Source organism: Parabacteroides timonensis, from assembly GCF_900128505.1.
Taxonomy (GTDB): domain Bacteria; phylum Bacteroidota; class Bacteroidia; order Bacteroidales; family Tannerellaceae; genus Parabacteroides; species Parabacteroides timonensis.
On the sequence record NZ_LT669941.1, the window covers coordinates 1766884 to 1780108 of the forward strand.

Here is a 13225-nt window from a genome sequence, read left to right on the forward strand (position 1 = left end):
GAGAAAAGGCTAGATAAAAAAGAGGAAGAAAGATAGATAATTTCATAATAAGTACTTATATTTGTAACCCATAGGTTACTTTATAAAACCTAAGGGTTATATCAATAAACACTAGTTAACACATTCATCATTATGGAAGCATCTATCATCGAAAAACAGAGAAGGCAAGATTAAAGTTAATCCTATTACAGTCCATCGGCTTTGGGTTTTGGATAATCGGAGGGATTATTGCTCATCTCCCTTTCAGTAAATTAGTTATTAATATCAGTAGTACGTTCTCGGCGATTTTCGGCTTATTGTTCATTTATGCAACGATTAAAAGTCTGTTTCTCCGCCGGGAAATCAAGAACAACAAAGAGTTATCCAATGCTTTGGGTAACGAAATGTACCAAAGTTTTGCTTACAAGGCACAGGCTAGAGGTTTATTTGCTATTTCCACAGGCGTAATACTCATTTATTTTCTGGATGATTATATCCACTTATCGGTCAAGATGTATTGCATGATCCTCTTGCTTATTGCCGTTATCACAGTAAATGTATACTGGCTAATCCAGAATAAACAATAACCGGATGGAGAGTAAAGAACTGAATAACAAAATAAAAGTATACCGGGCAATGAAAAATATCAGCCAGGAAGAACTGGCCATTGCCATCGGGGTTACCCGCAAAACCATAAATACCATCGAAACAGGTAAATATGTTCCTTCAACTATCCTTGCATTAAAGATTGCCCGGTACTTCAATGTTCCTGTCGAAGCTATTTTCGAATTGAATGAAGTTGAAGAGATTACACACCCAAAACAATATTAGCATCAATATGTAATTTCCGGCTTATATCTCTGGCTACCTTTAATGTCGGTTCACATTTACCGGAAAGATACTCACTAATCCGGGAAGGACTGACACTCAACAACTCTGAGAGCTTTGTCTGGGTAAGATTCATTTCATACATACGAAGCTTAAGTACATCTACCAGAAGAGGGGTTTCCACTGGAAAATGTTCTTCTTCGTAATCGGCTACTAAGTCCGAAAGCAAATCCAGTTCAAGGAAATTCTTGTTATCAGTAGGTGTATTGTTATTTACAACCTTCAGCAGTTCTTCTATTCTTGCACAGGCTGCATCATACTGTTTTTTATCTTTTATCTTTGCCATATTTATCTACAGTTTAAAGTGTGTCTCACTAATGCAAAATACTATATCTTAGAACAATCTATTTTATCGTATTCATTATGTGTGCCTATAAAGCGAATGAAAACTTTTCTGACAGCAAATAATATGATAGCAACCAATCTATAGTCATTACCTTTTATATTAAAAACAAATCGGTCATTGCCCACAAAATCAACACTATTGAATGTTTGCTTTACATCTGCCAGGCATGACCAATCGCTTCTTTCCGTCTTTTTATACCAATCTCTCAAAGCGACATCTGCATCAGCATGTTTCTTAGAATATTCTCTTATGGCTGCAAATGTGATTATTCTCATGATTAATTATTTGCAACAAAGCTACTCACTTTATTCCAAATAACAAAATATTTTTCCAATATGCAAAAGTGTTTTCCCTTAAGAGTAGAGATTATCCCTCAAGGAGTATTTAATTCTATTTTTTATATACATTTGCGAATCGACATAACCATATACATAAATCATCTTATTATGAACGACAAATTAAACATTCTCTGGACAACCGACAATAAAGACACCATATTCAATATGTTATCGATGTACACCCTCAACTCCAAAAAGAGAGGCTGGTGGAAAGAAGTGAACGTGATCCTTTGGGGAGCCTCCGTTAAGCTCGCCGCCCAGGATACGCAGGTGCAGACGGAAATCCTGGAAATGCTTCAAGCAGGCGTCACCGTCGAAGCCTGCCAGGACTGCTGCGAAAGGTTCGAAGTGAAGCCAATCATCGAGAAACTGGGTGTTACCGTCAGATACATGGGAGCCCCGCTAACCGAATATCTCAAGAACGGAGAAAAAATATTGACCCTTTAACGGGCGACATATCCTTATACAATTCTCTTTATTTTATACACCGAAATACACAACATTATGGAACCTCTGATTTTAAAAGACAAAAACGTTTTCCCCACTAATGAAGTCATCGCCGACGTTCTGAAGGCTAGTTTTCCCGCATTCGAAGAATTCAGCGCATCGGCCGCAGCCGCCGACCTGACACTCGAATGGAACTATTACAACGACGGGAAGGCCTGGTTATGCAAAGTTCTGTCGAAGAAGAAAAACCTTGCCTGGCTGGTTGTCTACCAGAGCTTTTTCAAAGTCACTTCCTACTTCACGGAAAAACACCTGGACCGTATCGCCGGAATGGAAATTACGGAAAGCATCAAAGAAGAATTCTACCGGGCCAAACCCAGCGGAAAACTCATCCCTATGACCGTTACCATCACCGAAAAAGAGCAGGTGAAGGATGCCTTATCGATGATACTTTTCAAAAAAGGATTAAAATAAACGCACGGATAAACAACAAAATGATACGCAAGCTAGAAAAAACAGCATACAACACAGCAACCGACCTCGCACTCGATGTATATATCCATTGTGGCCGGTCGGACTTCAACGACGAAGGGTTGGAGAGTTTCAAAAGTTTTATTTACAATGAACAGCTCATGGACGAACTGACCATCTACGGGGCTTTTGAACAGAACGAACTTATCGGTATCCTGGGAACGAAGAACAACGGGAAACATATTTCGTTATTCTTCATCAAACCGGAACACCATAGAAAAGGAATAGGAAAAAAGCTTTTCGACTATATGGAAAACGATTCTCCGGTTTCCGAAATAACCGTCAACTCGTCCACATATGCTATTCCTTTCTACAAACAGCTGGGCTTCGAACCCACAGGCGAGATACAAAGTGTCAACGGAATGACATTTCTCCCTATGAAGAAATAACCCCTCTCGCATATTCGCTAGTCCCGTTTGGGAAATCAGATTAAAATCAAGTACCTTTGCCTGCATGGAAAAGTTAGTAATTGTTGGATGCGGACGGCTCGGAGGTATCGTGGCCGACGCTGTAATCAAAGGCATTTTGCCCGAATATGAGTTAGTGGGGGTCTACTCCCGCACAGTCTCCAAAGCAGAAAACCTGGCTGCCCGGATGCAACAACACGGGAAACCTTGCCGGGTATGTGCGACCATCGAAGAATTGCTTGCCCTGAAACCGGACTATCTGGTGGAAGCCGCCTCGCCTGCCGCCATGAAAGAGCTGGCGTTGCCTGCACTGAAAAACGGCACTTCCATTGTCACCCTTTCGATCGGGGCGCTGGCCGACGACCTCTTTTATCGCGAGGTAGCGGAGACAGCCAAGGCAAACGGCACCCGTGTCTACCTGGCCTCCGGGGCTACCGGCGGCTTCGATGTGCTGCGGACTGCCGCCCTGATGGGAAACGCCACCGCCCGTTTTTTCAACGAGAAAGGCCCTAACGCCCTGAAAGGAACCGCTGTCTACGATGAATCGCTGCAAACGGAACAGCGCGTCGTCTTCTCCGGAAATGCGGTGGAAGCCATCCAACTCTTCCCGACGAAAGTCAATGTTACGGTAGCGGCCTCACGGGCTTCGGTAGGACCAGCGAACATGGAGGTGACAATGCAGTCCACCCCCGGATTTACGGGCGATACCCAGTGGGTAGAGATCAGGAACGATCAGGTGCATGCCGTCATCGACGTCTACAGCGCAACGGCAGAGATAGCAGGATGGTCGGTAGTGAACACCCTGCTCAATATCACCTCACCCATCGTATTCTGAGAGGTTGGCCAGTACTTTTTCGCTCAGGCGGTCGAACGCCTGGCGTGTACGGCCGGTCGACACCTGCATGCAACGTACGTGCGGATGGCTCAACAACTGGGCGTTGCCCAAAGCACCTGCAGTATCACAGAAACAAAGGTTGTCGCCTTCCAGCCACTTCACAAACGGGGTCTCGTCCCAGGCAGGAGACAACCCTGTATTGAACAATATCTTTTTATTACCGAGCTGCTTAAATTCCGCTTCATGCAGCAAGACCGTGTTCTTATTCAGGCAGCAGCAAACCACTTCGCTTTGTGCCAGCAGCTCACCCAGTGGCAGGAAACGGTAACCTTTCCTACGTGCCTCTTCCTTCTCGCTCCGGGCGAAATAGGCGACATCGGCACCGAAGAACTTCAAGGCATCGGCAATCATCCCACCGGACTTACCCAGCCCGACGATCCCCACTTTCAATCCGGTGATCTCGCGAGGCATTTCATCCCATGCCTCCTGTCCGAAGCCGTGCAGGCAACGAACCAGCTCGCTGATAACATACTCCACCACCCCTTCGTCGCCATAATCGCGGATACCGGTCACAACAATCCCCCGCTCGTTGGCATAGCGGATATCGACATTGGCGCTCTCCGGCGAGTAAAGGGAACAGCACATCCCGATATAGCGGACATTCGGGCATTTCTCCAGTGCCGCCCGTTCGATCCGGGAGGTGTAACTCAAAAGGACAGCGTCCGCATCCCCGATACGGGCAGCCACCTCTTCATCTCCCGCGGGTATGTCATCGTACATAACTACTTCTTTCGCAAAATCTTGCAATTTCTTTTCTGCTGACGGAATCAGGCTTACAGGCTCTATCGCCACAAGTTTATTGAACATGAATATTTCTGCTTATTTGTTTCCTCACAAAATTAATCCTTTTCGGTAAGAAACAAAAGACTATTTCCATCCATTCTTCCTTTCTCTCCCCTATTTGCGCATCTGTTATGCTGCCGGGAAGCATCTGTTATGCCATCGAATAGCATCTCTTTCCCGGAAATTCCATATCTCGAAAACTTATCTTATCTTTGGAAACATGGAAACAAAGCAAGCAACAATCAACCGGATCAACATCGTGATCGACTGTAAGGACGCGGGCCTCATGGCCTCCTTTTACAGCCGCCTCCTCAACTGGCAGTGGACACACCCGCAGGCAAACGGCTGGTCGGCCATCACCTCGCCCACCGGCATGGTCATCGCCTTCCAGGAGATAGAAGAATACGAACCGCCCGTCTGGCCCTGGCAAGAAGGGAGACAGGGACAAATGCTCCACCTCGACTTCTACGTCGACGACCTGGAGGAAGCCGTCCGCCACGCCCTCAGCCTGGGAGCCAGCTTGGCCGGCGAGCAATACTTCAAAACTTCCCGTACACTGCTCGACCCCTCCGGCCATCCTTTCTGCCTGGATACGGACGAACCGGAATAACCTTTCCAACCCTACCGCCATGAAAAATAAGAATTTGAACGAAATGAGTAACGAAGAACTCTGGCAGCTGTTCCCGATCATCCTCTCGGCACACGACCGGGACTGGCCCAAGCGTTACGAAACAGAAAAAGACTGCCTCGTGAAAGCCGTAGGAGCGGAAAATATCGTCCGCATCAGCCATATCGGAAGCACATCCGTACCGGGACTGACAGCCAAACCGACGATTGACATATTGCTGGAAATACAGCTGGAAACCGACCTCATCCGCCTCATCCCGACCATCGAAGCGGAGGGTTACATCTATTCCCCCCAACCCGGGAATCCGCCTCCTCATATGATGTTTATGAAAGGCTATACCCCCGAAGGCTTTAAAGGTCAGGCCTTCCACCTCCACATAAGATACTCCGGCGACTGGGACGAACTCTATTTCCGCGACTACCTTCTCTCCCATCCCGACACGGCGCAAGCCTACGGAGAATTGAAAGTCAAACTACAAAAAGAGTACGAACATGACCGCGACGGCTACACCGATGCAAAAACCGGTTTCATCCGCGAAATAACAAACCGGGCAAAAGAACAGATTACCCATCCTTCAACAACAGAATAAATTATGAAAACCAGAGAGATTATATGGTGGACACTCCTGCTGATCTTCATCGATCAGGCGACAAAGATCGTGATCTATCATTTTTATATGGACACTCATTTCGATATTATCCCTTCGCTCTTCGAGTTCAGGCCGGTATTCAACGACAAACACAGCTACGTCAACTACCTCCTGAACCAGAAACTGAATATCAATATAGACTTTTGGATACACATGGTCATCTTCGCCATTGCCGAATGTATCATACTGGCATTATACGTATTATTGAGAAGCCTGTCAAAAAAGACAAAGCTCCTCGACATTGCCATCATCTTCCAAACAGCGGGGATTATCTGTGCTTTGCTCGGCAATATCGTCTGGGAAAAGGGGGTATTGGATTTCATCTACCTCAAACCCTTGTTTATTTTCGACCTGAAAGATATATACTTAAATACTTTTACCGTTTTCTTTCTTATATATGTACACAAGCACAGGGAAAAAGTAAGGACATTAAAAATAAAAGACGTCTTCAACCATCTCCGTAACAGATAGAAGAGACAGACGCACAGGAGGCAATCGAAACGAAAACGAATTTGGCCGGATTGGACAACTCCCGGTCAGTATAGATTGCCTACTTTTGTCGCTAAAGAATCAGAAGCATGCGAAGCAGTACCGAAAATATCTATCAGGAAAAGGTAAACCAGGTAATCGATTACATCAGCGCTAACCTGCACCAGCCGTTACAACTGGACGTTATAGCCGGAAGGATCTGTGTATCCCGGCGGCAGTTGCTCCGCATCATGCGCTCCGCCCTCGACGAATCCCTCTATGCCTACATGGCCAGGCAGCGGATGGAACGGGCCATCATGTATATGCAGACGGAGGAGATGACGCTTGCCGAGCTGGCCGCGCGGGTAGGCTACGACAATCCGCAATCGTTCTCGAAAGCCTTCAGGAAGCTGTTCGGAATCTCGCCGAAAGCCTATATCAACGAGTTGAACGCCCGCTTGCAGGAATATGTGAAAAGCAGCGGTGGCAAATACGAAACCGTCCCTTCGGAAATCTGCGAGGAGGAAGACCTAAATCTGATTTATATCCGCATCGTGGGACAATACGGGGAGGAAAAGCCTTACGAAACGGCCTGGAACAAGCTGATAAAGTTCCTGGAAGAAAAGCAGGCACTATCCGCCGCCACCCGCTTCATCGGCCTGAGCTTCGACGATCCGAACGTCACCACAGCCGGACAATGCCGCTTCTACGCCTGTGCAACGGTGGATAAGCCGGTCGAAGCGGCAGGCGTCTTCGGCACACTCCGGCTGCGGAAAGGGAAATATGCCGTTTATACGTTGAAAGGCAGTTATTCCAGCCTGCAGGAGTTTTACAACAACATCAGCGTCAGCTTCAACCACACCATCCGCCACGGGATGCCTTTCGAGGAATACATCCATTACACCGGGACGGACAGCGAAGCGGCTCTAACCAAGATTTACATACCCATAAAATAAAATCATCATGGAAACGAAATACATCACCCTGACGAAGGAAAACATCGCAACCGAACATATCTGCTGCGCCTTCTCCGACAAGAAATGCAAGGAAAGTTACGAGCTGAAAAAGGAATGGCTCAGGAAAGAGTTCGATAACGGATACGTATTCCGCCGTCTCGACGAACGCGCCAAGGTATTTATCGAATATGTTCCCGCCGAAAAGGCATGGGTTCCCGTCGATGCCCCCGGTTATCTGATGATAAACTGCTTCTGGGTTTCAGGGCAGTACAAAGGATGCGGGCACGGAAAGGCCCTGTTGCAATCCGCCATCGACGATGCCAGGGCACAGGGAAAGGCGGGGCTGGTCACCGTAGCGGGCACCTCCAAGTTCCATTTTATGAGCGACACCAAATGGCTTTTGCGCCAAGGTTTCCAAACGGTTGAGAAGCTGCCTGACGGTTTCAGCCTGCTGGCTTTGAAAATCGACTCCGAAGCCCCCGACCCGTCGTTCAGGGCAAGCGTGCGAAGCGGGGAATGCGAGGAGAAGAACGGCGCGGTCGTCTATTACACCAACCGTTGCCCGTTCACGGAATTTCATGTACGCGGTACGCTGGCAGAGATGGCCGAAAGGAAAGGTATACCGCTGAAAATCATCAAACTGGAGACGATGGAACAGGCACAGGACGCTCCTACCCCGGCTACCCTGTTCACTCTTTTCTACAACGGGAAGTTCGTTACGACCGACGTCAGCGTATGTATGGAGAAGCGGTTCGAGAAGATTGTCGGGATTTAGCCATCGGTCTACCAACTATCCAAACAAGCTTGCAGGCGATTCCAGTTCGAGCAATAACTTTTTCGCCTCAAGCCCTCCGGCATAACCTGTCAGCTGATGATTGCTGCCAATAATACGATGACAAGGAACAAATATCGAAATGGCATTCGCACCGTTGGCAGCAGCTACTGCACGTACGGCTTTGGGATTACCCAAACGCTGTGATAGCCCGGCATACGACTCTGTCATCCCATAAGGTATTTTCAGCAGTTCATTCCAAACCTTCTTCTGAAAATCTGTTCCGGCGAAAAGCAAAGGAATATTGAAAACATTGCGTTTTTGGTCGAAATATTCATCAAGTTGAGTCATTGCCTCTTCAATGATAGCAGACGTACCTTCCTCATATACGGCATGCAGTTCTTTCTGAAGCCGGGCATCTATCAGCTTTCTACGCTCCTCATTCAGCCAGTCACATAAACATAATTTACCTCCATATGAACCGATAATCAATTTTCCGCAAGGGGACTGATAATACTGTATCCGAATAGTTTCTTCCATTTAGGGTATCGTTTTTATTTGTTCACAACAAATCTACGAATTTAATAGGAAGAAAGCAATAAGGTAAATCTCTAATTAAAATAAGATAGATTCTCGGCGTCACTAAAAAAAATACAGAACATACGTTCTGATATTCAAAGAATAATGTGGTGACGCCAGAGCTCTTTTCCAGCGTCACCACGCTAAAACTGAAAGGTGACGCCGCTTTTTAAGGTGGCGTCAACAAGTTACTCTATAAATATCAATACCTAAACCACAAATACAGATCAGGTGAATCCTGATTTAAAAAAAAATCTCAAAAAGTACGAAGCCTGAAAATGAATGCCTACCCGTTTACAAAGCACTGCCTACCCATCTGTTAAACACAGCCTATCTTTTTGAAAAAAAGCTGCCGGACGGTTATGAAAAATACTTACGTATTCAAGAAACAAAACACCTATGTTTTTTTTAAGATTGCTCTTTTTTCATACCTTTATACCATAATATATATCTTAAATCGGGATTCAAAATAATGAAAGAAATAAACAACTACCAACGTTTTTTGTCCGGAGAATATTGCAACTATTTGGATACAGAAGTTTTAGAAATGATAGTCAAAACCCAAAAGTATCTATCTGTGTTGAATGATATAACAACCACAGAAAAGGAAAGAAAAGAAATCCTTTCCAAGATGTTAGGAAGCATCGGGATTCATTCGAGCATAGGCTATAACTTCACTTGTCAATGCGGTAAGCATATTTTTATCGGAGAAAAGACGATCATCAATAATAACTGTACGATGATGGATGAAAATCATATTCATATTGGTGACAGAGTGCTGATTGCTCCCAATGTACAGTTTTACACTGCTACTCATCCTATTCATTTCGAGGAAAGATTTGTGGATAATTGGGATGAAAAATCAGGAGAGCTGTTCTTCAAGACCAAAGCTCTGCCAATCGTAGTTGAAGATAATGCATGGATTGGTGGCGGCAGCATTATTCTTGCCGGAGTGACTATCGGAAAAGGAAGTGTGATTGGTGCAGGAAGTGTGGTTACAAAATCAATTCCGGAAAATAGCCTTGCTGTTGGAAATCCTTGTAAAGTAAATAGAAGAATAGTTTAAAGAACAATTTGATAAATTACGGCAAAGTTTACGCAACATGACAGAGGAACCAAGAAAAGTAGAGGATTCAAGTTATAATTTTTGTTCCAAATGAATTTATCACAAAGGCTATTGGCTAAAAAACATAAAAATACACGACCTTATATTGAATGCAAAAAGGGTGTAAATCTCATAAATAACTGATTTACACCCTTATATCGCGGAGAGACAGGGATTCGAACCCCGGGAACCTCGCAGTTCAACGGTTTTCAAGACCGCCGCAATCGACCACTCTGCCACCTCTCCAATATGTTTTGCTATCGTTTTCTCTCGATTGCGGTGCAAAGGTAGTGATTATTTTTATATCTCCTAATCTTTGGAGATATTTTTTTCTTTTTACGCTAATATTTTTCTTTTAACCGCAAGGGATGGGAGTTGTATCCGTTTTATTGCTATTTTTGTATTCTATAATTATCAATGAAGTAATAAATTTTATATGAGAAAGTTGAAAGATTTATTCCTGATTTCAGTCGTGTTGCTGCTCGTCAGTTGCTCCATGTCTGCCAAATCGGATAAAAATGAAACGGGAGGTGTCGCTGCTCAGGGCGAAGTAGTCGTTCTGAACAAGGCAGATTTCCTGACCAAAGTATATAATTACGAAAAAAATCAATCGGAATGGGTATACGAAGGCACGAAGCCTTGTATCGTAGACTTCTACGCCGACTGGTGCGGACCCTGCAAGAAAGTTTCTCCCATCCTGAAGGAACTGGCCGGAGAGTATAAGAACGACATCGTCATCTATAAGATCAATGTCGACAACGAGAAGGAACTGGCCGCCGCTTTCGGCATACAGAGCATCCCTACCCTGCTGTTCATCCCGGCAAAAGGAAAACCGCAGATCGCACAGGGCGCGCTTTCAAAGGAACAGTTCGTTGAACAGATCAACGGATTCCTGTTGGGCAAAAAGTAATTTCGAGCCACGTGGGTAGGCAATACACCACGTGGCTTCAACCATACCCGCATGGTTTCGGGCATAAAAAAAGAGGGCATCCTTACGATAAGGATGTCCTCTTTTTTATTTGGCAGGCAGGAATTATTCTGCGCTTTCTGCTGCAGGAGCTTCTTCTGCAGGAGCGTTTGCTGCTGCTTCTTCAGCTGCTTTTGCGGCAGCGGCGGCTGCTAATTCTGCTTTCTTTTTAGCTACTTCTTCAGCTTTTGCCTTGTTTGCTTCTTTTTCTGCTTCAAGACGAGCTTTTTCTGCTGCCTTAGCAGCTTCGCTATCTTTTGTCTTTACTGCTTCAACAGAAGCTTGTTTGTTTTTCAACCAAGCCTGGAATTTTACTTCAGCTGCTGCTTCGTCGAATGCACCCTTCTTTACACCTTCCAATAAGTGTTTCTTCATGCAAACACCTTCACGAGAAAGAATGTTACGAGTGGTGTCTGTAGGCTGTGCACCTACCTGTAACCAATACAAAGCTCTTTCGAAGTTCAAATCTACTGTAGCAGGATTAGTGTTCGGATTATAAGAACCTATCCTTTCAATAAACTTTCCATCACGTGGAGCCCTGCTGTCTGCAACTACGATCTGATAAAAAGCGTAGCTTTTGCGACCGTGTCTCTGCAATCTAATTTTTGTTGCCATGTTTGAATTATTATTTTACGCTGTTTGTATTAGCGGGTGCAAAGATAGTGCTTTATGGACATAAAACAAATATTAATCAGGGAATTTTCGTCGTAAAACCTACATTTCCATCGGCATAGAGGGGGTGCGATTGCTTATATGAACATTTTTCCTACCTTTGCGCCTGCTTTTTACAATATATATAATGTACGTATGATTTCAATTGATGGACTTACAGTAGAGTTTGGCGGCAGTGCCCTCTTTTCAGATATATCTTTCGTGATTAACGAGAAAGACCGGATCGCCCTGATGGGGAAGAACGGGGCGGGCAAATCGACCCTGCTCAAGATACTGGCCGGGGTACGCGAACCGAGCCGGGGAAAGGTTTCGGCCCCCAAGGATACGGTAATCGCCTATCTTCCACAGCATTTGATGACCGAGGACGGTCGCACGGTATTTGAGGAGACGGCGCAGGCATTCGCCCACCTGCATGAGATGGAGGCCGAGATAGAAGCGATCAACAAGGAGCTGGAGACGCGCACGGACTACGAGTCGGACGGCTACATGGAGCTGATCGAACGGGTGTCGACCCTGAGCGAGAAGTTCTACTCGATCGAGGAGATCAACTACGACGCCGACATCGAAAAGACGCTGCTGGGGCTGGGTTTCAAGCGGGAGGATTTCACACGGCAGACCAGCGAGTTCAGCGGTGGCTGGCGGATGCGTATCGAACTGGCCAAATTGTTGCTGAAGAAGCCCGACGTGTTGCTGTTGGACGAGCCGACCAACCATCTGGACATCGAGTCGATTCAGTGGCTGGAGGATTTCCTGATCGAGAACGGACAGGCGGTGGTTGTCATCAGCCACGACCGTGCGTTTGTCGACCACATCACCACCCGCACGATCGAGGTGACGATGGGTCGCATCTACGACTACAAGGTGAATTACAGCAGTTACCTGCAACTCCGCCTCGAACGCCGCGTACAGCAGCAGAAGGCTTTCGACGAGCAGCAGAAGATGATTGCCGAGACGAGGGAGTTTATCGAACGTTTCAAGGGGACTTATTCGAAGACTTTGCAGGTGCAGAGCCGCGTCAAGATGCTTGAGAAGCTGGAGATACTGGAGGTCGACGAGGAGGATACCTCGGCTTTGCGGTTGAAATTCCCGCCTTCGCCCCGCTCCGGTTCGTATCCGGTGACGATCGAAAACGTGGCGAAGTCGTATGGTGACCACACGGTGTTCCGCAACGCCAACCTGACTATCGAGCGGGGCGACAAGATTGCCTTTGTCGGTAAGAACGGCGAGGGTAAATCGACCCTGGTGAAATGTATCATGAAGGAGATCGAACACGACGGCACGCTGACGATGGGGCATAACGTGATGATCGGCTATTTTGCCCAGAACCAGGCTTCGATGCTGGACGAGAACCTGACGGTGTTTCAGACGATCGACGACGTGGCGGTGGGCGACGTGCGCAACAGGATAAAGGATTTGCTGGGCGCGTTCATGTTCGGCGGCGAAAATTCGGCCAAGAAGGTGAAGGTTCTGTCGGGAGGCGAGCGCACACGTCTGGCGATGATCAAGCTATTGCTCGAACCGGTCAACCTGCTGATCCTCGATGAGCCGACGAATCACCTGGACATGAAAACGAAAGACATCCTGAAGCAGGCGTTGCTCGATTTCGACGGTACGCTGATCGTGGTGTCTCACGACCGTGACTTCCTCGACGGCTTGGTGACCAAAGTCTACGAGTTCGGCAACCAGCGGGTGACGGAACATCTGGAAGGTATCTACGAGTTCCTGCAACGGAAGAAGATGGAAAACCTCAACGAGTTGGAACGTTCGAAAAAGAACTGATACGGTACGCCGCCTCCCCTCCCCGACGTATGACGG

General features: G+C 46.4%; 18 protein-coding genes and 1 tRNA gene. 13 read left to right on the forward strand and 6 right to left on the reverse strand.

The features are described from left to right. The first annotated feature begins 570 nt into the window (after positions 1-570). Positions 571-810, forward strand: a complete 240-nt coding sequence (locus BQ7394_RS14715; protein WP_075558126.1) for a helix-turn-helix transcriptional regulator — start codon at positions 571-573, stop codon at positions 808-810. Here the strand turns inward: BQ7394_RS14715 and BQ7394_RS14720 are convergent. Then, positions 788-1153 carry a helix-turn-helix domain-containing protein gene (locus BQ7394_RS14720; protein ID WP_075558127.1) on the reverse strand — a complete coding sequence of 122 codons (366 nt, stop codon included), beginning with the start codon at positions 1151-1153 and terminating at the stop codon, positions 788-790. The genes BQ7394_RS14715 and BQ7394_RS14720 overlap by 23 nt on opposite strands. A gap of 41 nt (positions 1154-1194) precedes the next feature. Next, positions 1195-1488: a type II toxin-antitoxin system HigB family toxin gene (locus tag BQ7394_RS14725; RefSeq protein WP_075558128.1), complete on the reverse strand. Its 294-nt coding sequence runs from the start codon at positions 1486-1488 to the stop codon at positions 1195-1197. Positions 1489-1659: 171 nt separating this feature from the next. Here BQ7394_RS14725 and BQ7394_RS14730 point away from each other — a divergent pair, with 171 nt between their 5' ends. From BQ7394_RS14730 to BQ7394_RS14745, 4 genes are all read left to right on the forward strand, one after another. Next, positions 1660-1998 (forward strand): DsrE family protein, encoded by a 339-nt coding sequence (locus BQ7394_RS14730; RefSeq protein WP_075560046.1) that lies wholly within the window; start codon positions 1660-1662, stop codon positions 1996-1998. 57 nt (positions 1999-2055) lie between these two features. Continuing rightward, complete coding sequence (locus tag BQ7394_RS14735) at positions 2056-2472, forward strand: DUF3788 family protein (RefSeq protein WP_075558129.1); 417 nt, start codon at positions 2056-2058, stop codon at positions 2470-2472. A gap of 20 nt (positions 2473-2492) precedes the next feature. Continuing rightward, positions 2493-2918, forward strand: a complete 426-nt coding sequence (locus tag BQ7394_RS14740) for a GNAT family N-acetyltransferase (RefSeq protein WP_075558130.1) — start codon at positions 2493-2495, stop codon at positions 2916-2918. Between the two features lie 64 nt (positions 2919-2982). Beyond that, on the forward strand, positions 2983-3771 hold the full coding sequence (locus BQ7394_RS14745) for an aspartate dehydrogenase domain-containing protein (protein WP_075558131.1): 789 nt from the start codon (positions 2983-2985) through the stop codon (positions 3769-3771). On the opposite strand, the gene BQ7394_RS14750 is transcribed toward BQ7394_RS14745, so the two are convergent. Beyond that, complete coding sequence (locus BQ7394_RS14750) at positions 3754-4638, reverse strand: D-isomer specific 2-hydroxyacid dehydrogenase family protein (RefSeq protein WP_075558132.1); 885 nt, start codon at positions 4636-4638, stop codon at positions 3754-3756. The two genes, BQ7394_RS14745 and BQ7394_RS14750, sit on opposite strands and share 18 nt — an antisense overlap. A gap of 196 nt (positions 4639-4834) precedes the next feature. Here BQ7394_RS14750 and BQ7394_RS14755 point away from each other — a divergent pair, with 196 nt between their 5' ends. From BQ7394_RS14755 to BQ7394_RS14775, 5 genes are all read left to right on the forward strand, one after another. Continuing rightward, on the forward strand, positions 4835-5224 hold the full coding sequence (locus BQ7394_RS14755; protein WP_075558133.1) for a VOC family protein: 390 nt from the start codon (positions 4835-4837) through the stop codon (positions 5222-5224). A 19-nt stretch (positions 5225-5243) separates the two neighbouring features. Beyond that, a complete protein-coding gene (locus tag BQ7394_RS14760) occupies positions 5244-5831 on the forward strand; it encodes a GrpB family protein (protein ID WP_075558134.1) in 588 nt (195 codons plus the stop codon). A gap of 3 nt (positions 5832-5834) precedes the next feature. Further along, entirely contained in the window at positions 5835-6362 is a 528-nt protein-coding gene (locus tag BQ7394_RS14765) for a signal peptidase II (RefSeq protein WP_075558135.1), read from the forward strand. 107 nt (positions 6363-6469) lie between these two features. Next, positions 6470-7315 carry an AraC family transcriptional regulator gene (locus BQ7394_RS14770; protein ID WP_075558136.1) on the forward strand — a complete coding sequence of 282 codons (846 nt, stop codon included), beginning with the start codon at positions 6470-6472 and terminating at the stop codon, positions 7313-7315. Positions 7316-7322: 7 nt separating this feature from the next. Then, positions 7323-8090, forward strand: a complete 768-nt coding sequence (locus BQ7394_RS14775; RefSeq protein WP_075558137.1) for a GNAT family N-acetyltransferase — start codon at positions 7323-7325, stop codon at positions 8088-8090. A gap of 15 nt (positions 8091-8105) precedes the next feature. On the opposite strand, the gene BQ7394_RS14780 is transcribed toward BQ7394_RS14775, so the two are convergent. Beyond that, a complete protein-coding gene (locus BQ7394_RS14780; protein WP_075558138.1) occupies positions 8106-8627 on the reverse strand; it encodes a methylated-DNA--[protein]-cysteine S-methyltransferase in 522 nt (173 codons plus the stop codon). Between the two features lie 511 nt (positions 8628-9138). Here BQ7394_RS14780 and BQ7394_RS14785 point away from each other — a divergent pair. Beyond that, a complete protein-coding gene (locus BQ7394_RS14785; RefSeq protein ID WP_075558139.1) occupies positions 9139-9732 on the forward strand; it encodes a sugar O-acetyltransferase in 594 nt (197 codons plus the stop codon). A 200-nt stretch (positions 9733-9932) separates the two neighbouring features. Here the strand turns inward: BQ7394_RS14785 and BQ7394_RS14790 are convergent. After that, positions 9933-10017 (reverse strand) — tRNA-Ser (locus tag BQ7394_RS14790). Positions 10018-10207: 190 nt separating this feature from the next. Between BQ7394_RS14790 and trxA the strand changes: the two genes are divergently transcribed. After that, positions 10208-10681 carry a thioredoxin gene (trxA, locus tag BQ7394_RS14795; RefSeq protein ID WP_075558140.1) on the forward strand — a complete coding sequence of 158 codons (474 nt, stop codon included), beginning with the start codon at positions 10208-10210 and terminating at the stop codon, positions 10679-10681. Between the two features lie 123 nt (positions 10682-10804). Here the strand turns inward: trxA and BQ7394_RS14800 are convergent, their stop codons facing one another. After that, a complete protein-coding gene (locus BQ7394_RS14800; RefSeq protein ID WP_075558141.1) occupies positions 10805-11353 on the reverse strand; it encodes a 30S ribosomal protein S16 in 549 nt (182 codons plus the stop codon). 192 nt (positions 11354-11545) lie between these two features. Between BQ7394_RS14800 and BQ7394_RS14805 the strand changes: the two genes are divergently transcribed. Beyond that, the gene (locus BQ7394_RS14805; RefSeq protein ID WP_075560047.1) at positions 11546-13189 is read left to right on the forward strand and encodes an ABC-F family ATP-binding cassette domain-containing protein; all 1644 of its coding nucleotides are present in this window, start codon (positions 11546-11548) and stop codon (positions 13187-13189) included. The last annotated feature ends 36 nt before the right edge of the window (positions 13190-13225 follow it).